The organism is Spiroplasma endosymbiont of Polydrusus pterygomalis, from assembly GCF_964030635.1.
GTDB lineage: Bacteria > Bacillota_I > Bacilli_A > Mycoplasmatales > Mycoplasmataceae > Spiroplasma.
This window is the reverse complement of record NZ_OZ034909.1, coordinates 542358-563890: the sequence shown is the minus strand read 5'-3', so window position 1 is coordinate 563890 and position 21533 is coordinate 542358. Positions and strand designations below refer to the sequence as shown.

The following is a 21533-nucleotide window of genomic DNA, read 5'->3' as shown; positions in this document are numbered from 1 at the left end:
CAGTTAAAAGAAACATTGCACAATTTAATTAAATTGCCATTTTAAATATTTATTTATTAAAAATATTTTTCTAATATATCACAACAATCAGCCAAACTGGTTATACTTGTTCCAAATAAACTAATTGTACCTAAAATACTTAATATTTTTTTCATAAGTTTTCTTATTTTATACTACAGAGATAGTTACATCTGTTCTTATTTTGCTTTCTATTTCTGATGAAATAAGTGCTTTTCCATTAAAAGTTATACTATTATCTTCATTAATAATAATTTCATCTGGTAATAAACTATAATTTTGCAATATTTGTATTGCTTCTTTAATTGAAAATGTAACCATTTGTTCTTCATTAGAAGAACTAACTATTTTAGCAGTAACTGTCCCCATAACTTTTTGTTTTAAATTTAATATATTTTTATATTTATTAATTATTAATGGAGAATAATTAATTTGTAATTTTTCATTTGAGTTAAGTTCAAATTTATCACTAGACTCATTTAAATAATGTATAACTGTTTCTTGTTCTTGTTTATTTATATTTGATAAATCAAAATTATTTGATAATTCATTAATAATCTCATTATTTTCACTAACATTTGGATTTACAAATTCCACCAACTTCATTTCATCATCATAATTTATACTTCAACCATTTAATTTGTTTTCATTGTTTTTGTTAATTAGTCCTATTACAATTTGAAATGTTAATTTATATTTTGAATTATATACACAAACGGGTATATTAAATGATCTTACATTTGTAGTCTTATTAATAAATTCTTTATTAGAACATATACTTTTTTTATTAATAGATTTTGATAATGAATTTATTTTTTTTGTTACTTCAACATTTGAAAAAATTAAATTATTAGTATTAATATCTTTTATTTCTTTAAATTTTAAATTAGGATTTTCATCTCGAAATTTAAAAAATATTGCCTTTTTAATTAATTCATTTAAGTTAATAACATTAACCTCATCTTTATTTTTAATTATAAAATTAAAAATAAATTCATCAAAATATTTCTTGTTTTTTGATTTAATTGTAACTGATGTGTTTGTTTTGTTAATAACTTCTAATTGTGATATGTCTATATCGGGGTTTAAATAATTTAATTCATTTAAAATTGCATTATCAGAATTATCATTAATTTGTCCTAAATTTGAATCTAAACGGTACTCACTATATTCATAAACATTACCATCTGCGGATCCAAAATATAACTTATTATTGAAAACTACACCAGAAGATTCATTTCATGAATCTGTTGTAAATATAATTCTTTTTTGTCCTGTTACTGGATCATACTCATAAAAATTTTTATCTCCTGAACAAAAATATAATTTATTATTAAATATTACCCCAAAAGTTCGAATTTTTTCATTTGCTGTCATGACAACTTTTTGTTGTCCTGTTACTGGATCATATTCATAAATATTATAATCATCTGAACCAAAATACAATTTATTTTTGAAAGCAATTCCGCCCCCATGAATTTCACCGTCTGTTCTAATAACAACTTTTTGTTGTCCTGTTACTGGATCATATTCATAAACATTTTTATCTGTTGCACCAAAATAAACTTTATTATTGAAAACTACACCAGAAGTTTGGACAGCCCCCTCTGCTATAATAACGATTTTTTGTTTTCTTGTTACTGGATCATATTCATAAACATTTTTATCTGTTGCACCAAAATATAACTTATTATTGAAAACTACACCAGAAAATCAAATTTCCCCCTCTGTTCTAATAACGATTTTTTGTTGTCCCGTTACTGGATCATACTCATAAACATTTTTATCTCCTGAACCAAAATATAACTTATTGTTTAAGCTTACACCAATGCCAAGAGATCTTATCCAATTACTTGCTGTCATGACAATTTTTTGTTGTTCTGTTACTGGATCATACTCATAAACATTATGATCATCTGAACCAAAATATAACTTATTATTGAAAACCACACCAGAAGATCAAATTTCCCCCTCTGTTCTAATAACGATTTTTTGTTGTACCGTTACTGGATCATACTCATAAACATTATGATCACTCGAACCAAAATAAACTTTATTATTTAATATTATTCCAGCAGATCTAATTATTCAATTTGCTTTAATTACAACTTTTGTTTTAATTATATTTTCATTATTGCTTCTTTTTTGTCTTTTATTTATTTTTGATTTTGTTTCTTTTTGATAAGGACTGGCAGCAATTGTTGTTGGTATAGTAGTTCCACTAATTGTTAATATACTTAATATACTTAAAAGTTTTTTCATTTTTATTTGTTTCCTTCTTTTAATTTTAGTTCTATTTCTAAAATTTCTTTTTTTAAGCGTAAATTTTCATTTTCAAGGGTTAAGTCAGGTTTCTTTTCTTGTTGTGTTTGTATTTCTTTTGCTTTCAATGATTCTAATTCTCTTTTTAATTTTGCAATTTCTGATTTTTGTTTAGTAATATTTTCTTCGTAGTATTTTATTAATTTATGTGTTGTTTTAGATGGTTTATCTATTTTATTTCATTTTGTTTTATTTTCACTTTTTCTTCATATTTCATAATATTCTATTTCTTGTTTATAAAGAACAAATTTACTTTCATCTTCTTCTAATTCTTTTTCGCGGATTTGAATGCGATATTTGAGAAATGGAATTGCTCCGCTTTTATATTCGTCGTATCATTCTCACGCTTGATCTCATCTTATTTGATTATATTCAAATCTTCTGGAATGTAAATTTCCAATACCATCAACTGGTTTTAATCATCGATATTTAGCGGTTGTTGGGACACTACGACCAAACTTTTCTAACACTCACATGACATTATTTTTGTCATCATCATTTAATCTATCAATGCTTAGCGGAATATTGATGGATGAACCCCCCCCGAGTGCATCAATAATTGCAGCATGAATTTCTCGCAAATGTTCTTTATTTTGCATTCTGGCAACGCATTCTCAGTTGACTTCGCCACCTAATAATCGTCATAATCCCATGATTTATCAATCCTTTTAATTAGATTATACACATATTTATTGTTTTTGTCAGGTGTTTTTTAAATTATGACTTTTTCTTTTCTGCTTTTTTGGTTGCTTGTTCTGTTCATTTTTTGTTTCTAGTATTTTGTTTTGTAATATGACTACCAATATTTTTATTAAATTTATCTTCTTTTTTATAAACTTTTTTAACTGGTTTATTATGTTTTGCTTGTTGCTTATTTTGTGGATTAACAAAAACAAAACTATTATTTGGAATGTTTAATTTATTTTTGACTTTACTTACTTTACCTAGTTTTTTATTTAAAGACTCAGTTTTTCAATCACTTAAATCTTTTGTATTTCTTTTGTTTTCTTGATTTCCTTTGCTAGTCAATTGTGGATTAAATCTTTTACCAATTGCTTTGAATGGTGTTGCAACTCCAATTCCAATTTGGCGGAAGAATCCTTTTGTTCCACCGCCGCGAGCAGCCCCCACTAGTTTACTTGTGGCAAGTGTTGTGACTCCAAGTCCGAAGCCTGCTAACCCGACAATCCCAGCACGCGAACTCATTCCCTCGGTAGCGTGTCAGAAATGGCGAAAGTCAAGTGGTTTTTCTTGGCGAGATTGACTGTTTGATGTTTCATTATCCCCTCAATCACCATCGCCATAACCCATCGCATTCATGGTTTTATCTGCCATACTAGTACCACCCATTGCCATTGCTCGTTTGGCTCTTTTACTTTTGGCAAATCCGAATGCTTTTCCTGCCATTTTAGCAGCCCCCATTGCCATCATTCCACCAGCAACAGTTGATTTCATTGAACTCATACCTTCCCGAACACCAGCTGCTTCACCAATTAAGTTGGCAACAACATCCGAAAACGCCATTACTGCCAATCCGCCACCACACATCATCAGAATAACAAACAATGATTTTCCAATTCCCTCAATGCCTAATCCTGCTAAATTAGTGCTTAAAATTGTTTGAATTGTTGTCATAAAAATAAAATATCCTGTTAAAGTGGCAGTTGATGCTAGAAATTTTGCAATTACCATATCTTTTAAAATAAATGCTCCTTTACCATTGTCAATAGTCATGGCAACCATTACTCATGGTGAAATAATAAATAAGAAAAACAATTCGATTATTTTTTGTACCAAAACAATTCCAATCATAAACATTGCAAATAACATAAATCATACTCCAAAAACTTCGGCAATCATATTAAAATCACCAATATTATCAGGATAGGAATAATTGCTTGGTATATTATCGCCACCACCATCTCAATTGGCATTTCCAATATTGTATAGGTAATTGGCAATATTTCCGTTTTCACCCCCAAACCCCGATGTAATCATTTTGGCAATGTTGGCCATTGCAAAATTTGCCAAAAAGAAAAATATTGGAATGAAAAAAATAAAAACAAACGCTTTACTACCATTTTGTAAAGCAACAATAAATTTTGTTTTTGTTTCGGTAGCATCTTGAAACAAAATTTTAATCATGGTAATTGTAAAAATTAAAGCAAATAAACAAACAGCACTAATTACAAAATATCAGAATGCCATTGGGATATTTTGAAAACTAAATTCTTGTTTTGATCCAAACATTAAATCACCAACCACACCGCCCGTTAAATAATTTAGGACGGTGTTAAATGATGCGATTAATTGCAATGGCCCTTGTACAAAAATTGATCATATTAATTTATACAGTGCATTAACTATCATTTTTTATCACTTCCTTTCATTTTTATATAAACTATCCGCCAATCGCGGGATTATATCCTTTATAAGCTTGCAGAAAAACATTAATTATGGCAATTACTACCAAAGAAGCAATAATTCCGACAATTGGTCATTTTAAAGCACCTAGATCATTTGCTCGCGCCTCTGGATTATCGGCATTTCGCATTATTGAAATTAAAATAATAATTAATTTTCAACCTGCAAATATAACTTGCAATGTTAGAATAACTCCCAAAACAATATTAGTTCACATTATGGCAACATCAATTATTCCGCTAAAATCTGCTGTGTTGTTTGCTTTCACATTTTCGTCCTCCTTTGTTATTTTAAAAATTTTCTTTTGTTAAATTTATTAATTTTTTTATAAAAATTATTTTTCTTCTTTTGATAATATTGTTGTTGATTATTAAAGTAATTTTTAATATTGTTTTTCTTAGCCATTTTTGTCTTTCCTTTCGAAAGGTAGAAAAAATAAACGCAATAATAAATCACCTAATATCAGATCACAATCAATTCCAAGGGAAATTAAAAACAAAATAGGGGAAATTACTAGCAACAAAATTCCGATTATAATTGTCAAAGGATATAAAATCCATTTTCATCAAACTTTTCTCTTATTTTGCATCTTTAATTTTTCCTTTCTATTTGAAACATTGCTGTAAAAATTCTTTCTAGCACATCCACAACAATACTATTGCCAGCTTGTTTATAAAGTTGGGTTTCTGAAACAACTTTGCTTGCTTTATCAAAGTCTTTATTACTAAATCCCATTAATAATCAACATTCTTTTGGAGTTAATACTCGCAAAAAATATTCTTTTTCATTAATTAAAAAAGATAGTATTTTACTACTATCTTGTTGTTGTAATTTATGTTTATCAACGATGATTTTATTGATATTACTTGCTGCGATTGTTCCCATATAGTTATTTTCTGTTTTTCAAAACCGATTATATGAACCATTAACTAGTAAACCATCTTTTGCTCGTGGTAAAACAATAAAATTTCTATAATTTTTAATTGGAGTTGCAATTTTTGCTGATTTTGAATTTGTAGTTAATGTATCTAGATATGTATTTTCATTACTAGCATCATATACTCTACTTTCTTGTTGATAAGAATTAAAGTCTATTTCCATTTTGCCACGAGCATTAAATTTTATATCATTGGGAATTGCAATAATTCCAGCGTTTCCTCATCGCATTTGTTTTGTTGTAATTGTATAAGCACATTGTTCAATAATTTTAAGTTTATTGTTTTCAATTGCTTTTTTCATTGATTCTTGTCTAATAAAATATTTTTCATTTACATTATTTTCTAAAATATCTTTTACCAAAAATTTTAAATTACAAGGTTGGGGATATTGAAATGTAAAATCTTGCTTTAATGTTGAAATCATAAACAATCTTTTCCGATTTTGGGGAACTCCATAATCTTTGGCATTCATTGTAAAATATTGGTTATAATATCCTAATTCACCAAGTTGATTTTGAAGATTTTGAAATCCGACAAAAAACTTTTTATTTAATAAATTTGGTACATTTTCCATTAAAAGATATTTTGGTTTAGTTGGCATTGTTTTTATTAAATCAACAACCTTGTAAGCTAAACCACTTCGCTTGCCATTTAATCCTCGCCCATTATTATTGGCATTTGATATGTCTTGGCATGGAAATGATCAAGTTATTAAATCAGCATACGGTAAAGTTTCTAGTTTAGTAATATCTCCTAAATTTTGTGTGTCATAATCATTAAATATTGCTCGATATGATTTTTCAGCGTATTTATCGTTATCACAAAATGCAATTACTTTGTGGTTAATTCCAATCTTTTCTAAAGCTTTTCTTTGACTTCCAATCCCAGCAAATAATTCAATTATTTTAAGCATAACAAACCATCGTTCTTCTAATTTTTCTTTTATCTAAAATGATTCATGGATTGGGATGCCTATAAGAACAAAAAAATAATATTTGGGTATTGTTTTCATTATAAATATGATGGACATATTTACACAACGGACAATTTATCATTTCTGCACCTCTTTCTAAAAAAACAAGATATTAGTTATCTTGTTTTTGTGTTATTTTTATTATTTTTGTTTTGTTTTTTATTTTCAATTAGTTCTCAAATACAAAATAACAAATCAAATATTATTTTTCCAATAAAAAGAATATCCACAACAACAAGGATAATGTATATAATTAAACGGAAAAAAGCAATCTGTATTCCTCATTCGTTATACTTAAAACTAGATGATGGCCATATTTTAAAATAAAAAACAAAAATGTTGTTGTTATTGTTATCAATAAACTCGTTAAACAAATTTTAAAAATATCATTTTTTCCTCCTTTTTTAAAAAATTTTTTCACATTAAATTTATTCCTTTCTTTTAAAATTTATATATAATTTATTTAGATTTATATTTTAGTATTTTATTAAAATCAAATTAATGGGGTAAAAATGAAAAAAAGTACTAAGCATTTGTTTGTTTGAATTTTATATTGTATTTTCATATTTTCGAGTTTTATTATTATTGCTGTGCCTTTGTTTTCTATCTTATTTTCTTTATTATTATTAATTTCAAATTTTTTAATTAAATTAGAAAATCAAAATTGATTATTATATACTATTTCAATAGGAATTCCATTTTTTTTCAATATATTGTTGGTTTATAGTAAAGAGTAATTTTGGAATAATAATTGCTAATAAATTTTGAATATTAAATAATCATAAAATATTAACTATTAAACATTTAGATATGTATATAGAATTAAAAAATAAAATAAAAAATCAATGTATAGAATATGAAATTAATATTGAAAATCATTATTTTTTAAATAAAATAGATAAAATTATAACTAACTATTTAAATTTTTTGAAATAAAGTAATTACTTATCTTGTTTTATTTTTTTGTTGTCTATAAATTCTGAAATTTCACTCAAAGTAAATACTATAAACAAACCAACAAAAGCAGAATTATAACAACAGAAACAAATATATATTGAAAAAATTAATAAGTTTTCACTTGAATATCATTCTCTACATAAAATTAAAACTGTGGTCATTAAAACACACATTATAATTGATATGCAACTAAAAAATAATCTTAATTTATTAATTTTATATTTTTTCACATTAAATCATTCCTTTCTTAATTGTTTTTAATTTCATCTAAAATAATTTTTGTATTTTTAAACTTTGTTTGAATTTTTTCTAAATCTTTCTGATCAAAATCACTATTTTTAATTTCGTTTAGTAAATTTAAAGCACTATTTAAGTTGTTAATTTGGTTTTCTAACAACTTAATTGCTTGTTGTTTTTGTTCCTCAGTAAATTTGTTTTCTTTTTGACATAGTAAAATTTGATATTCACAATTATTTAGTTCAGACATTTTAATAAATTTTTCTGCTTGTGTTTGTTTTAGTTCTGTTTGATAATCTGTTTCGTTTTCATAATCATTTTTACTATTTTCAAATTCTTTAATTATTTCATCATATTCTTTGGTTTCTGCTGTAATTTCTTGTTTTAATTTTTCATAGTAAAAAACATCTTTTATTATTGGTTTATTCGGTTTTGTTGGTGGTAAGTATGGTTTTTTGTTATTTGCAATATTACCACAACTAATCAAATTCACCGTGTTTGTACACGATAACAAAAATATTGATAACAAACTAATTATTTTTTTCATATTTGTTGTATCCTAAATAAAAACCATTATCTCAATAATTGGGGTTATCAATATTTTCTAAATCTTCTAGTAATTGTTTTAATTGTTCTGATGTTAATTTTTGTTGTGTTGTTTTGTTATCATAATGATTGTTATATTCATTTAGTAAATCATTATTAGCATAATTTTTGCTTTGTAAATTAAACTGTTTTTCATTTTCTTGTTTTAATTTTTCAAAATATAAAATTAAATTTTTTCCCACAATATTACCATTTTTATTATTAACCCTACTATGAACCATATAATTTTTATTTTCATCAATTTCTAAACTAAAATAATTTTGATAACTTGATAAACCTAAACAATTTTTATCTAAAACAACGCAATCTTTTTGTTTGTTTATTAAAATGTGTGTTTTATTATTTATTTCTTGTGAAATTATATTTTGGTTTAAATAAATTTTTTTTATCATATTTAATACCTCACTTTATTTTTTACATTTTTGGCATTTATAGAATTTATTAAGCGTTAATCATTCTGAATTTAAAATAGCGAACTCTTGTTCACATCTAATACAGTCAATAATTATATTTCCATTTAATTTTGCTTTTGGTTTTGAATAATCTTTTTTATGATAATCACCTCGCTTTTTTGCTTTTAATTTTATTTTTCCTAAAATTAATATCCAATAGTAGTTTAAAAATAAATAATTAATTAAACCATAGAACCGCTTCATAACGAACTGGTTCTATATTTTTGTCTGGATCTTTTTTCAATTAATATCAGATAAATGATTTACCACTATATAACCAAATTTATCTTCAACATAATTTTCTATAATTTCATTTCACGATTTTTCTTGTAATTCTTTAAACTTTTTTATTAAATATTCATCAATATCTTTTATATTATCTATCATTCCGCTTGATCAACAATATTCCGTTCAATATTGTTCTAAACTAAATTTATATAAAAAGTTTTCTTTTTCTTAATGATCGGTATTTTTTGAAATTAAATCCGTTATTTTATAATGATCTTTTATATTATCTGAATCTTTTATAACTAAATACATGTTTTATCCTTCTTACTAGGTAATCTGTCATATAATGAATTATCTTTTAAATTAATTATTCTTTCTCATCCACAAGTTCGACACTTATTGTCAAAAGGAAATTCTTCACCTCTACAATTAATACAATATTTATATACTGTAAAATTTTCTTTATATAATTGTGTTTGTTGTAATTCATATTTATCACATACAAGAATTTCTCATTCTTTTTCTAAATTTTTAATTTGTTTATCTTTTTCAACAAGTTCTTTTTTAAGTTTTTCATTTTCTTCTTTAATTTTATCAAATTTAATTGATTCTGTTATATTCATTATTTGAAACCCTCATTTCCAATATAATTATTTTTTGAAAAAAAATAATTATTACTGTATCATAAATCTTTACAATCGTCGTCTATTTTATAAAATATTAAGTTTAAAAAAATAAAATTTTAATATTCAGTATAATAAACATCTTCAAATCATTCTGTTTTTTCACGATGGTTAACTTTGTGAAACTGATTTGGTGTTCCACATTTTTTGCATTTAATAAAAGTATTTTCAGACATACTTTTTCATCTCCTTTATTTTTTATTTATCAAAAATAAAAAACCAACTAATTTTAATAAATAGTTGGTTTAATTTTTTTATCTTATTTGATTTAAGATATTTTCAATATTGTTAACTTTGTCAATTAAAGCTTCCATAATTTGTTCTAAATTGCTTAAATTGTTTTCTGTTGTTGTTTTAATTTCGTTAATTAAATCACTAATTGTATTTTTGATATTATTTTCGAGCATATATATTTTCCTTTCCTCATTTATTTTTTTGTTATATAAAAATAGAGAGTAAACAATTGTCTTACTCTCTCTCTTTTCTTTTTGTTTATCATTAGTTATTTGTTAAATAACTTTATTGCTTTTTCTCATTTAGGTAGAGTTTCCCTTAGGCATTGGTTTGGTTAATCACTTGCGACTACTCTTCTGCCCCGTGTAGTAATAATTTAATTAGTTGATTAACCTTATCAGATATCCTCCCACTTCGTTTATTTTTTAGTGTTCCAGCTTGACCACTTTGTGAAATTTCTTACATCTATATATATTTCCTAATTTTTGATATTAATAATTTTCCATTTATTTTGTTCAAAAATTAATTTTTTAATAATTTGATGATTATTTTGGCATTGCAAAGTTAAAAATCAAAGTTTAGCATTTATTTTTTGTTTATTAATAAATTCTAACCTTGCTAAACAATGCCGAGCATATTTTTTACAATATCAACCACCTTTTCTATTTTTGGTTAATTTTGTAAAGTACTCATTGATATAACACTGACATTTATTAATTGATATTGTCTTATTTGCTAATTTAATTTTTAACTCTTTTCAACAGAGTTCTTTTAAAGACACTTTCAAAACCTCCTTATAAATAGTAAGATTTCTAAATTTTTTTATTGTGGAACACTTACCATTTGACCATTGCAGGTTAAAGATTTATCCCCAAACCACGATAACTCTTTTATATTGCCTAAAAGAATTGCCTCCATTATGTCGTAGCGGTACGGCCACCCCTATATTGTTTATCCTCGCTTGCTTGGTTTAACGACATTCCAAGTAGGATAGTTTTATTCGGTTGGTTTTGCTATTATTTTTTTAAACTAAGCAAGGTTAACGACAATTTTAACCTAATTAAAAAAGACTTATTTTATCTCAGTCTTTTTCTTAGTAGTTTTTTTAAAATTCTCACCAAACGATTTCTTTATGCGGTCTATTTATTTTCATAAGTTTAAAAATAGAGAATTAGTAAAATATGTACAACAAAAATTATTATTAGGTTGATCACCCGAACAAATTTATGGCAGAATTAAAAATTTTCATAAAGAATGAATTATTAGTTTTAAAACAATTTACAATTGAATTTATTCTGGATTACTTGAAAAAGTTACTAATAAAAATTTAAGAAGAAAAGGTAAGAAACGAAAATATCAAGAAAATCGGGGTAAATTTAATGGTAAATCAATTAAAGAACGAAATGCTAATGTTAATAATCGCGTAACTCTTGGTCATTGAGAAGGTGATACCGTAGTATCATCACGAGGTAAAAGTAAATCATGTTTAATAACTTTAGTTGAAAGAACATCAAGATTTACTTTAGCAATATTAGTTGAAAATAGAACTACTAAAGTTATTAACGAAAATATTAGCCATTATTTATCAATTCTTCCAAATAATCTTGTTAAGACTATAACATTTGATCGTGGTAAAGAATTTGCTAATTGACAACAACTTGAAAAAAATTTAAATGTGAAAATTTATTTTGCTAATGCATATTCACCCTGACAAAGAGGTACTAATGAAAATACTAATGGTTTAATTAGAGAAAAATTTCCTAAAAAATTTAATTTTTCAAATACTACTAAAAATGCAGTTCATAAATTTGCTGAATTATACTTGTAAGTGCAAGTAAATAAAATTGCAAAAAATCTCATATAAAAATTTTATGATGCTAAGTTTATTTTAGAAAAAATAAAGCAAGGAGTTTTTATATGAGATATAAACATCTTGGCATAGATGAAAGAATTTATATTGAGAATCAATTGAAGTTTAAAATAAAAATTAGTGAAATAGCTAAAAATCTTAATCGAAGTATTAGTACTATTATTCGAGAAGTTAATAGAAATAAAGATAATAATCATTATTTTTCATTAATTGCACAAAATAAAGCAGAAAATAGAAAACAATCACATATTTATTTTCATAAGCCAAATTGTAAAGTTAAGTGCAACTAAATTATTTTTCTAACCAAATATTCGATTGGCGAAAGATAATTTAGCAATCTTGAAGTGAAAAGAGAAAAAGATTCAAAATTATCACATAATAGTTACTTTAAAGATGTTTGTTTTAAAATTAAAACATACAATAATAAGTCCCCATTATCAAAAATAATTGTTATACCATATTGTAAATATAATATAAAATCAAAATTTATGTTTCAAATTATAAAAGGAATAAGTAAAAGCGGAAAAGATAATTCACAAAATGGTTGGATTTTAAATATGGAGGATGAAAATAAATTGTTTGATTTTGTAAATATTAATTATAGAGATAAAACAATAATACACACTTTATCAAATGATTTTGATTTTTCAAATTTAAATAAACAAGAACAAGAAATGATTTTGTATTCATTTAATAAAGAATCAGAAGATGAAATAGAAATTAACCCCAATGAAAAAGCAACAATTCTTTATTCTGTCAGAGAAAGAAAATATGAATCTATATTAAATTTAAAACAAAAAATTACAGGAATAATTAATGCAAAAATAATTGATGATAATAATGAAGAACAAATAGTCACATTATCAATTAAAGAAACGATGCAAATATTACAAAAATATAGTTTATTACCAGATGAAATTCTTCTTAATGAAGATAATAGTATAACTTTTAACGGAAAAGCAATTTTTTCATTAATAAGAGATGATAAACCAAAGTTAATTATAAATACAGAAATAATATAAATTATGAAAAAAATATTAAGTATTTTAGGAGCAATTAGTTTAATTACCAGCGAAAGTAGCAATTTAATTGGTTGTGATAACAAAAAAACAGAAAATAATAAATCAGATCCAACATTCAAACCAGAACAACCGCTAGAAACCAGCAATTGAAGTTTAATTGATGAAAATAATTGAGAGAATGAATTTAAAGAAAAAAATAATAAATGATATTTTTTAATTAAAACCCTTAAAATAGCTGGTTCTGCAATTTTTAAAGAAAAATATGATCAGAAAAATAAGATTGTAATTTCTAATATTGATAATTATAAAATTATACAATTTGGAAATATGGCAATACAACAATTTAAAAATAGACCAAGAGTGTTTGTAATTTATCGATGAGATAGTGTTGATGAGCCTGAAACACCTAAAATTGATAATATTACAGGCAAGATTGTAGATTGAAAATAATAAAATAACCTTAATTTGGTTATTTTTATTAATTACAAAAATTTAGTACTTCCATTATATATAATAATGTTTTATTAATTAATATTTTTAAGAATTATGTTTCTGAATAATTTGTTTTTTAATTATGCTGATAGTATAACAAAAATTGAGTTTTTATAAAAATTATAAATAAATAAATAGACAAAATTTTTTAAAAAGCTTAATTTATCAATGTTTTAAATACATCACAATACGAATGAAAAAAATAATTATTATATCAAAATCTCAACCTTTTCTTACTACCATTATAAGGAAAGAGAATAAACAAATTGACTTTAATTTTTTCGAAAACTCTTGATATTTTAATAAAATCAAGGTTTTATTGGGTTTTTTATAAAATGTATTTCTTGCAAATATCTATATTTTATAAGAGTTTTTGACTTTATCAAGAGTTTTATACAAAATTAAAGCAATAACTTTAATAAATATTTACTCTTGCTCCCCACTAATAAATTTAATGCGATTAATAATACCATTAATCTTATTATTATATGTCCCTAAACGAATATTTAATAATAAAACATTATTAACTTTTAATAAATTTGCATAATCCTTATATATTTCGGCAAAAGCAGTAATACTAATTTCGCCACTTTCATCGTAACAATATAAGAAAGCCATTTTATTATTATTTTTATCCGTAATTGTTTTTACCCGTTTAACTAAAACTAAAACATTTGTTGAACCCAATGTTAATCGTAAATTACTAATTAAGGTTATTTTATCTTGGTATCCCTCTTTTTCACGAAGATATTTCAAAGGATGGTTCGATAAATAAAATCCTAAAAATTCATACTCTTTTTCCAAACAAACAACTTCATCATCTGGTTCAATTACTAATTCTGGTTTTTCCGCTAATGAAAAGTCAACAACTAAATTTTCATTTTCTTCTTGGGTTTTAATTAATTCAATATAAGTAAGAATCCGTTGATAATTATTAAATAATGTAATTCGATTTAATTTAAAAACATCTAACGCCCCCGAAAAACATAATGATTCATAAGTTTTACGATTTAAACCCTTTTTATACAAACGAATAAACAAATCACATAAATCGGTAAATAAACCATTCGTCTGATATTCTTGCGAAATATTATTAAAAAAGGAAAAACCAATTTGTTTAATAATTAATAATGGCACACAAATTTGATTATCAACCGTATAATATTGGCGATATGGGGCATTAATATTTGGTGGAACAATTGTTAAATTATTTTTCTTTGCTAAATTAATATAATCACGAGTCTTATGTTCATCACCAATAACATGTGTTAACAAACTAGCCAAAAATTGCGAAGGATAGTTTGTTTTTAAATACGCCATTTGATAACTCAATAATGAATAAGCAACCGCATGACTACGGTTAAAACCATACGCCGCAAATTTATAAATTAATTCTCATATTTCTTGAGCGGTTTTCTCAACATAATGATTTTTTACTGCCTCTTCAATAAATTTTGTTTTCATTTGGCTCATAATTGTGGCATCTTTTTTCCCCATCGCACGACGAAGAATATCCGCTTTCGTTAGGGAAAAATTAGCAACTTTCTGGACAATTAACATAACTTGTTCTTGATAAACAATAATCCCATATGTTGGGGCTAAAATTTCCGCTAAACGTTCATCAATATAAGTAACTTTCGCTAAATGTTTTTTTCGTTTAATAAATAAAGGAATATTATCCTGCGGTCCCGGACGATACAATGATGAAGTTGCAACAATATCTTCTAATTGGTCCGGAACCATATCAACTAAAACCTTTGTCATACCAGGTGATTCTAACTGAAAAATCCCTTTTGTATCGCCTTGTGCTAACAATTGATACGTTTTTTGATCATTTAACGGCAAGGTGTTAACATCTAATTTTACTTTTGTTTCCTGATAAATATTATTAACAACATCATGTAAAATAGTTAAATTCCGTAATCCTAATAAATCCATTTTTAAAATTCCCAATTCTTCTAAATAATTCATTGAATATTGGGTTTGATAAATGCCATTATATCCCTTTTTAATCGGAATAATTGTTTGTAATCGTTGTTGGGTTAAAACAACCCCTGCTGCATGGGTTCCTGTTTGCCGTGGTAAACCAATAATTTTTTTTAAATGCAAAAAGACTTGGGAGTATTTTTTTTGATAAATTTCAAAAAGAGGATTAGCACTAATTGCTTGCTCATAATGATAATTAAATTCTAATGGAACTGCTTTATTCATTTTGTTCGCTTCTTCAATTGCAATATCAAAAATACGACAAATATCCCGAATGGCCATTTTCATCCCAATTGTTTGAAAAGTTATAATATGAGCAACATGTTCACTACCATATTTTTCAAATAAATATTCAATCACCATTTCCCGCTTATCGTCTTCAAAATCAATATCAATATCAGGTAAACTTTTTCGTTCAGGATTTAAAAAACGCTCAAAAAGTAAATTATAAGTAATTGGATCAATTGTTGCAATATCTAATAAATAACTAACTAAACTACCCGCGGCACTTCCTCGTCCCGGACCAACAAAAATGTTTTGTTCTTTAGCATACCGAACATAATCTCAAACAATTAAAAAATAATCATTAAAACCCACCTTATTAATAACTGTTAATTCATAATTTAATCGTTCAAGATATGTTTTTTTTAATTTTGTAATCTTTTTTTGTGCCAAGGCTGTCTCACAAATTTCTCGTAAAAATTGTTGCACTGGTTGATTATCCGGCGTTGGATAATGTAATAAATTATCAAAAATAGTACCTTTATGCAGCGGAAAAACATCAATTGTTGCAATAAAAGAATTAATATTATCAAAATATTGGTGATAAAGGTTTGACGGTGCTACTCAACCATATAAATCTTGCAATTTACTATCTTTAAATAAAGTTTGTGTTTTAATCGTATCAACAACTTTGTACGTAGTAAAATCTTCACTAGTAAAATATTGCACTTTATTATTTCAAATAATTTGTTCCGCTTCTAGTAATGTCTGAAAAGAAGCTAATAACGATAAATTATCATTATTAATCCCTACATATAGATCAGTTTCTTGATTTAAAATACTCTGTAGAGTTTGGTACAGGCCTGGTTGATAATTATCCGTTGTATAATTAATAATAATCTTAACATCAGCTGTTAAAAATTGTTTAATTTCATCTAATGTTAAAAGTTTTTTATGTTCGGCATTAATCATCATGATGGATGAAATTTCAACTAAATTAAAATAACCCTTTTGATTACACGCGAATAAATTCATATTATAAGTAACATTATTAAATAAAATAGTAACATTTAAGCCAATGATTGGTTTAATTTTATTTTTTTGACAAAGTTGATGAAACTCATAAATCCCAAACATATTATTGTCACAAATTGCTAATGATGTTAAACCTGTTGTCATAGCATGATTAAAATATTTATCAAATGTAATTAAAGATGATAATAAACTATAACTTGTTCGAACATTTAAATGGGGAATTGTCATCATTGCTACCTCGCTCTCCTTACATTTTAACGAAAAAGAAAATAAAAACCACAATTGTGGTTAATTTTTATAATTTAGATTGCGTTGCCAAAGTTGGGGAAAATAAAAAAGAAAGTTTTCAGTATAATTAAGTTTGAAAAAAATTAGAAAGAAAACTATCCTATGAATATTATAACTAGAATCCAAGAGTTTTTAAACGAAAATAATAACTCTTTTATTGATTTAATTAATGAAATTAGCCCCAATATCCCTATTACAGCACTATTATCCTATTTAAACAATGAAATTAGTTCTGAAGCTTGAATACTATTTAAAAATATTTTTGAATATATTGATAACTATATTTTTAATAAGGACTGACGGAAAGCGCGTTATATTACAAAAGGATTTTATCAACGAACTTTGATTTTTCGTAATGGTGAAGTTACTTTTAAACGACGAAAATATATCTTAAAACCAGAATTTCAAGTGGCAAAAAAACCAAAAACGGTCTTTTTACTTGATATTCAATTAGGAATTGAAAGTTATCAGCGACTTGATTATGATTTTTCGTTAGAAATAATCAGCAAATTAGGCATAAGTTTTAGTTATCAAGATATTTGTAATATTTATCGGAATGCTAACATAACAAAAAAAACAATTTTTAACCTTATTAAACGGTTTGATATTAAACATTTGTTAGAACTAATGCTAGATGAACCAGATACAAAATTAAAACATGATGGGGTTATTTATATTGAAACCGATGAAGCATATCGCAATGCCATTAGTTATCAAATCAAAAAACGATTAAAAATTAAGAAAATAATCCGTTTAACCGTCTTTCATACTGGTTATAAAGATCCTAAAACAATACGAAAAACAATGCATAATGTCAAATTTCTAGTAACAATGAATAATGAAGTTAAAAAAATTAACTCTAAAAAATACTGACAAGGAATTAAAGAATTTATTAACTTAAATTATGAATCACCCGAGACAGCTAAAATTATTGTGCTTGGTGATGGTGCACAATATATTTCAACGGTTTAAAAACACATCAATGTTGAATTTATCATTGATCGTTTCCATGTTATTAAAAAAATTAAAGATTGTCTCCGTGGTCCACGATATTATAAACGTTATTTATTTAATAAAATTAGAAAAGCAATTCTAAAATTAAACTGAAACAAGGTTACAAAATACCTTGAATGAGCTTATCAGCTTGTTAAAACCGAAGAAGCGAAAGGAAAGTTACAAGAAATATCTAATTATTTAAGAACATACTATGAAGCAATTCAAAAATGAGAATATCAAGAAAATATTGGTTGTCGCATTGAAAGTTATATTGCTCGAATTATTAAAGTAATGTTTCGTTCAAAACCAAAAATATTTAATGAAAAAACGATTTATAAAGTAATGTTATTAAAACAATTGACAGCTAATGGGATTAATCCCTTTCAAGAACTAACAGAAATTAAAAATCTTCAAGTAAAAAATGAACAAATTACTTGAAGATGAATATTTAAAAAGATGAATAATCCAGAAGTTAAACAATATAACTTACCAATATTCACCGCTTCTACATTATCAAATACTAAAAATCTTTTAAAGAAAATAGTTTCTAATTATTATTAGAACTTAATGCTAAAAACTTTTCCCCAACATTTTACACGCTACCTTTTAACTGAGATATATAAATAAAAATTTTTCTAGATTATTATTAATATATAAAGTTAGGAGAAACATTTTTATATGGCTAAAGGTAAAATAAAAGGGTCTAAAGATCATTCTTTTGAATTTAAAGAAAAAATTGTTAATGAATATTCAATTAACAATAAATCTTATGGTGAAATAGCAAAAGAATATCATATTAGTTTAGCAACTATTTCAAAATGAGTAAATCAATTTCAACAAAATAAAGAAATTCTAAAAGAACGAAAAAAGCGAAAAGATTTTTAATTAAATAAGTTTGCCAAATTGTAAAGTTAAGTGCAACTAAATTATCTTTCGCCAATTGAATATTTGGTTAGAAAGATAATTTAGTTGCACTTAACTTTACAATTTGGCAATTGATAATGTTTGTAATGTATATTGATTATTTCAAGGATGATTTGGTTTTGGTTTATGTGCTTTAGATTTGGGAACTTTGTTTTCAATATTTTTAATAGGAACCGGAATGTATTCTAATAAATTATATATTTGATTGTTATATTTTAAATATAATGTTTCATCAAATGCTTTAATTACTGTAATTTTTGTTTTTGAATTAAAGACTTTTAACTTTTTATTATTATAAGCCATATATTTTTTATTGTTATAACTAATTAATGAACCATTGTCTGTTTGTCGCGTTGAAGTGATTGATAAAAATAAATTAATTTTGTCATTATTAGGAGCGTCAACAAAGACAGAATTGTTATAATCAATAGGAATGGCAAATTGTTTATTGAATTTGGTTATAAATTCTTTTAAGAATGTATTTGCTTCTTCAATAGTGGTTACTCCTGCGAGAATTAATTCATTTTTCAAGCGATCTTGTAGAGTGCTTCATAAACGTTCAATTCGTCCCTTTGCTTGGGGAATTTAAGTAGTTATGATTTCGACACTTAATTCATCACAGCATCGGCTGAATTGAGTAAAGGTGTCTTTTTCTTCGGTTTTATCACTACTTTTTTGGTATGTAAAGATTGTTCGTTTATCGGTATAAAATGTCATGGGAATTCAATAATTTCGTAAAATTTGATGTAAAACATTATAATAACCTTGTAATGTTTCTTGATAAGCAAAATATAATCCAACAACCGTATTTGTTGTATCATCAATTGCGCCATGTAAAAATCATTTTGGACCATTTGGTCCTAATCAATGATGTTCAATGGCATCAGCTTGTAATAGTTCGCCGAAACATTTTCGACGTTCTCTTAAAGGGTGGGTTTTATCTTTTTTCTTTATTTTTTGCTTTCGAGGTGTTTTAATTTGATTTAAGGACATTAATTTGTATAAAACTGAATATGAAATGTTTATTCCTTCATTTTCGATTAATTTTTCTTTGAAATGAGTAAAATTAAAGCCAATATATTTAGTTTTATATAAATTTATAATCTTTTCACAAATTTGTGGATTTGTTTTATTGTGAGCTATCCTTTCACGAGAATGGTGAGCAAATGATTGACTATTTTGTGGATCATAAAGTTTTATAAGTTGTTCAATGCGACGAATTGATAAGTGTAAAATATTTGCAGCTCTTTGATTTGATATTTTATTGTTAATAATTTTTTCAATTGTTTTGTATTTATGTTGTTCTTTCATTGTTAGTTTTCTTTCCATTGTTATCACCATTTTTAATTTTAAATGGTTGCGAAATTTTTGCTAGATAACTATTACGAAATTATCACAAGATAAGGACATATCTTCCTTTCGTCCTTGAAATTATTATATCAAAGTTTATAATTAATATATTGTTAAAACTTGGTCGCATAAAAAAGATTGGGGTATAAAAAATATTAATTTATATTAATATAATAATAGTTTAACTATTTTATTAAAAATTATGCGATATTAATTAAAACCCCAAAATAATTTATGTGACCTAAAACTTTAACAATACATTAACTTAGGTTCAATGATACTTAAAATTACAGAAAATATATGGAGGAAAAATATGCGCAAAGTTGCATTAATAATCGACTCATCATCAGGAATTAAAAAAGGTGAACTAAAAAAATACGAAGATACGTATTTGTTACCATTATTACTAAATTTCCCAGATGGTAGTGAAGTTGAAGATGATGAAAATGTCATTTCTTTTAATGAATTTTATGATATCTTAGAACATCAAGTAATTAAAACTAGTCAGATTCCAATGGGGAAAATGTTAAGTACTTGAAACGAATTGTTAAGAAAATATGATGGCATTATTTTTATGGGATTATCAAAAGGATTATCTGGCCAACATGAAAATATCTCAATGTTAGCACAAGATGATGAATATAAAGACAAGGTTTTTGTTATTGATACTGATGGTGTAAGTCAACTATTGGTATATACGATTGATCTAGTTTATCAATGAATTGGTGAAGGAATTAAATTAACAGAAATTCAACCAAAACTTGATTTAATTAAAACAAAAGTTAGCGCATTCATTATCCCAAAAAGTTTGGAAACTTTAAAACGCGGAGGGCGAATTACAGCAACAGTTGCAGCCTTAGCATCGCTTTTAAAAATAACACCTATTTTGAGATATGATGGTCGCATTGATAAATTTGACAAAACTAGAACATTTAAAAAAGCTGTCGAAACAGCTTTCCAACAAATTAAAAAAGAACGGCAAAATTGAAAAAATATTATTTTATTGCATTCAAAAACTGATGATGAAACTTTGCAAGAAGTTTATAACATTATTGACGATGCGGGTGCTAAAATTAATTCGACATACATTTTGCCAAATGTTATCGCAGCTCATACAGGAGCAAATACGGTCGTGCTAGTATGTTGAGATCAATAAAAGGAGGTCCAACTAATGAGTAAAAAAATTGCAATCTTAACTGATTCATCCGCAAGTTTTACAACAGCAGAAATTAAACAATTGGGTATTCATGTCACTCCCTTACACATTAGACTTCTT

The 21533-nt window shown here is 25.3% G+C and carries 23 protein-coding genes; 8 read left to right on the top strand and 15 right to left on the bottom strand.

The window, feature by feature from the left end; all coding sequences use genetic code 4:
• Window positions 1-168: 168 nt before the first annotated feature.
• The 12 genes from ACQH23_RS03705 to ACQH23_RS03650 all read right to left on the bottom strand — a co-directional run bounded on the left by ACQH23_RS03705 (window position 169) and on the right by ACQH23_RS03650 (window position 10853).
• The gene (locus ACQH23_RS03705) at window positions 169-2280 is read right to left on the bottom strand and encodes a hypothetical protein (protein ID WP_425378964.1); all 2112 of its coding nucleotides are present in this window, start codon (window positions 2278-2280) and stop codon (window positions 169-171) included.
• A gap of 2 nt (window positions 2281-2282) precedes the next feature.
• The gene (locus ACQH23_RS03700; RefSeq protein ID WP_425378963.1) at window positions 2283-2939 is read right to left on the bottom strand and encodes a hypothetical protein; all 657 of its coding nucleotides are present in this window, start codon (window positions 2937-2939) and stop codon (window positions 2283-2285) included.
• 118 nt (window positions 2940-3057) lie between these two features.
• Window positions 3058-4710: an Mbov_0396 family ICE element transmembrane protein gene (locus ACQH23_RS03695; protein WP_425378962.1), complete on the bottom strand. Its 1653-nt coding sequence runs from the start codon at window positions 4708-4710 to the stop codon at window positions 3058-3060.
• 31 nt (window positions 4711-4741) lie between these two features.
• Window positions 4742-5032: an Mbov_0395 family pilin-like conjugal transfer protein gene (locus tag ACQH23_RS03690; RefSeq protein ID WP_338955126.1), complete on the bottom strand. Its 291-nt coding sequence runs from the start codon at window positions 5030-5032 to the stop codon at window positions 4742-4744.
• A gap of 323 nt (window positions 5033-5355) precedes the next feature.
• Window positions 5356-6615: a DNA (cytosine-5-)-methyltransferase gene (gene dcm, locus ACQH23_RS03685; protein ID WP_338955125.1), complete on the bottom strand. Its 1260-nt coding sequence runs from the start codon at window positions 6613-6615 to the stop codon at window positions 5356-5358.
• A 547-nt stretch (window positions 6616-7162) separates the two neighbouring features.
• On the bottom strand, window positions 7163-7384 hold the full coding sequence (locus ACQH23_RS03680; protein ID WP_425378961.1) for a hypothetical protein: 222 nt from the start codon (window positions 7382-7384) through the stop codon (window positions 7163-7165).
• 495 nt (window positions 7385-7879) lie between these two features.
• Window positions 7880-8416 carry a hypothetical protein gene (locus ACQH23_RS03675; protein WP_425378960.1) on the bottom strand — a complete coding sequence of 179 codons (537 nt, stop codon included), beginning with the start codon at window positions 8414-8416 and terminating at the stop codon, window positions 7880-7882.
• Window positions 8400-8867, bottom strand: a complete 468-nt coding sequence (locus ACQH23_RS03670; protein WP_338955119.1) for a hypothetical protein — start codon at window positions 8865-8867, stop codon at window positions 8400-8402. The genes ACQH23_RS03675 and ACQH23_RS03670 overlap by 17 nt, the downstream gene beginning before the upstream one ends.
• A gap of 276 nt (window positions 8868-9143) precedes the next feature.
• Window positions 9144-9314 carry a hypothetical protein gene (locus ACQH23_RS03665; RefSeq protein ID WP_338955115.1) on the bottom strand — a complete coding sequence of 57 codons (171 nt, stop codon included), beginning with the start codon at window positions 9312-9314 and terminating at the stop codon, window positions 9144-9146.
• A gap of 143 nt (window positions 9315-9457) precedes the next feature.
• A complete protein-coding gene (locus tag ACQH23_RS03660) occupies window positions 9458-9778 on the bottom strand; it encodes a hypothetical protein (protein WP_338955114.1) in 321 nt (106 codons plus the stop codon).
• A gap of 314 nt (window positions 9779-10092) precedes the next feature.
• On the bottom strand, window positions 10093-10245 hold the full coding sequence (locus tag ACQH23_RS03655; RefSeq protein WP_215825551.1) for a hypothetical protein: 153 nt from the start codon (window positions 10243-10245) through the stop codon (window positions 10093-10095).
• A 305-nt stretch (window positions 10246-10550) separates the two neighbouring features.
• The gene (locus ACQH23_RS03650; RefSeq protein WP_338955110.1) at window positions 10551-10853 is read right to left on the bottom strand and encodes a hypothetical protein; all 303 of its coding nucleotides are present in this window, start codon (window positions 10851-10853) and stop codon (window positions 10551-10553) included.
• Between the two features lie 351 nt (window positions 10854-11204).
• On the opposite strand from ACQH23_RS03650, the gene ACQH23_RS03645 reads away from it, so the two are divergent.
• The 4 genes from ACQH23_RS03645 (at window position 11205) to ACQH23_RS03630 (ending at window position 13414) form a co-directional block, all read left to right on the top strand.
• Window positions 11205-11900 carry an IS30 family transposase gene (locus tag ACQH23_RS03645; protein WP_425378959.1) on the top strand — a complete coding sequence of 232 codons (696 nt, stop codon included), beginning with the start codon at window positions 11205-11207 and terminating at the stop codon, window positions 11898-11900.
• An 89-nt stretch (window positions 11901-11989) separates the two neighbouring features.
• Window positions 11990-12232 carry a helix-turn-helix domain-containing protein gene (locus ACQH23_RS03640; RefSeq protein ID WP_425378958.1) on the top strand — a complete coding sequence of 81 codons (243 nt, stop codon included), beginning with the start codon at window positions 11990-11992 and terminating at the stop codon, window positions 12230-12232.
• 54 nt (window positions 12233-12286) lie between these two features.
• Entirely contained in the window at window positions 12287-12964 is a 678-nt protein-coding gene (locus tag ACQH23_RS03635; RefSeq protein ID WP_425378957.1) for a hypothetical protein, read from the top strand.
• Between the two features lie 3 nt (window positions 12965-12967).
• Complete coding sequence (locus tag ACQH23_RS03630; protein WP_425378956.1) at window positions 12968-13414, top strand: lipoprotein; 447 nt, start codon at window positions 12968-12970, stop codon at window positions 13412-13414.
• Window positions 13415-13882: 468 nt separating this feature from the next.
• On the opposite strand, the gene ACQH23_RS03625 is transcribed toward ACQH23_RS03630, so the two are convergent.
• Window positions 13883-16930 (bottom strand): DNA polymerase III subunit alpha, encoded by a 3048-nt coding sequence (locus tag ACQH23_RS03625; RefSeq protein WP_425378955.1) that lies wholly within the window; start codon window positions 16928-16930, stop codon window positions 13883-13885.
• A gap of 159 nt (window positions 16931-17089) precedes the next feature.
• On the opposite strand from ACQH23_RS03625, the gene ACQH23_RS03620 reads away from it, so the two are divergent.
• The 3 genes from ACQH23_RS03620 to ACQH23_RS03610 all read left to right on the top strand — a co-directional run bounded on the left by ACQH23_RS03620 (window position 17090) and on the right by ACQH23_RS03610 (window position 18868).
• Window positions 17090-17959 (top strand): UPF0236 family transposase-like protein, encoded by an 870-nt coding sequence (locus ACQH23_RS03620; protein WP_425378954.1) that lies wholly within the window; start codon window positions 17090-17092, stop codon window positions 17957-17959.
• 315 nt (window positions 17960-18274) lie between these two features.
• On the top strand, window positions 18275-18544 hold the full coding sequence (locus ACQH23_RS03615) for a hypothetical protein (RefSeq protein WP_425378946.1): 270 nt from the start codon (window positions 18275-18277) through the stop codon (window positions 18542-18544).
• A gap of 117 nt (window positions 18545-18661) precedes the next feature.
• Complete coding sequence (locus ACQH23_RS03610) at window positions 18662-18868, top strand: transposase (RefSeq protein WP_425378953.1); 207 nt, start codon at window positions 18662-18664, stop codon at window positions 18866-18868.
• Window positions 18869-18964: 96 nt separating this feature from the next.
• Here the strand turns inward: ACQH23_RS03610 and ACQH23_RS03605 are convergent, their stop codons facing one another.
• On the bottom strand, window positions 18965-19438 hold the full coding sequence (locus ACQH23_RS03605) for a hypothetical protein (RefSeq protein ID WP_425378952.1): 474 nt from the start codon (window positions 19436-19438) through the stop codon (window positions 18965-18967).
• Between the two features lie 54 nt (window positions 19439-19492).
• Window positions 19493-20218 carry a hypothetical protein gene (locus ACQH23_RS03600; RefSeq protein ID WP_425378951.1) on the bottom strand — a complete coding sequence of 242 codons (726 nt, stop codon included), beginning with the start codon at window positions 20216-20218 and terminating at the stop codon, window positions 19493-19495.
• Window positions 20219-20570: 352 nt separating this feature from the next.
• On the opposite strand from ACQH23_RS03600, the gene ACQH23_RS03595 reads away from it, so the two are divergent.
• Entirely contained in the window at window positions 20571-21413 is an 843-nt protein-coding gene (locus ACQH23_RS03595) for a DegV family protein (RefSeq protein WP_425378950.1), read from the top strand.
• Window positions 21414-21533 lie beyond the last annotated feature (120 nt).